This window comes from Parasedimentitalea denitrificans, assembly GCF_011813015.1.
GTDB lineage: Bacteria > Pseudomonadota > Alphaproteobacteria > Rhodobacterales > Rhodobacteraceae > Parasedimentitalea > Parasedimentitalea denitrificans.
This window is the reverse complement of the sequence record NZ_QHLQ01000085.1, coordinates 1-576: the sequence shown is the minus strand read 5'-3', so window position 1 is coordinate 576 and position 576 is coordinate 1. Positions and strand designations below refer to the sequence as shown.

At 50.0% G+C, this 576-nt stretch carries 1 protein-coding gene; it reads right to left on the bottom strand.

Annotated features, from left to right (window positions below; translation table 11 throughout):
* Positions 1-297: 297 nt before the first annotated feature.
* Positions 298-576 (bottom strand): hypothetical protein (locus tag DL239_RS21405; protein WP_167686119.1); only part of this gene is annotated, 279 nt, incomplete at its 5' end.

Sequence of the window (576 nt, the reverse complement as noted above, 5' to 3'; positions counted from 1 at the left end):
TCCTACCACCCCAGCCAGTACTTCCTGACATAGACTAACGACCGCGTATCTGGCCCACTGTGGCTCAGAATGCCCCTAGAAATGCCCCCCTTCGACCATCTTATCGAAAGCCCCCTCCAATAGGGCTGAGTATTGGAAGGGGGAAGGATAATAGGGATAAGTAATGGATAAGAGGGGAGCAAGGGTGAGGTGAAGTAGTTTATAGATTTCTGATAGTTGGAAGTAGTTCTAGTCAGAAGAAATAGGCTTCTAGATTTAGAAAAGAGATAAACCAGTCTTGCTAGTTCTGCCCATTGATCAGACCTCTTTAGTTCGCTGCTGTTCTTCAAACCACCTCCGCCTTTCTAGATAACCTTCGGTCCTCTCTAGTCTCCTGATCTCCTTGCCGTCGGCCTTTCGCTCTTCTGGCAGTTCATCCAGCCCCAGATAGTTGCCTGAGAGGTCAAGCTTCTCCCCGACGACGGTCTTGCTGGCTTCCTGCATCGCCGTCTTGAGGTCTCGACCGTAGTGATAGTCGATGAGAAAGGAATCATGGATGCAGAGAACAGGGATTGAGCGGGCGGTGAAGTGGTTGAT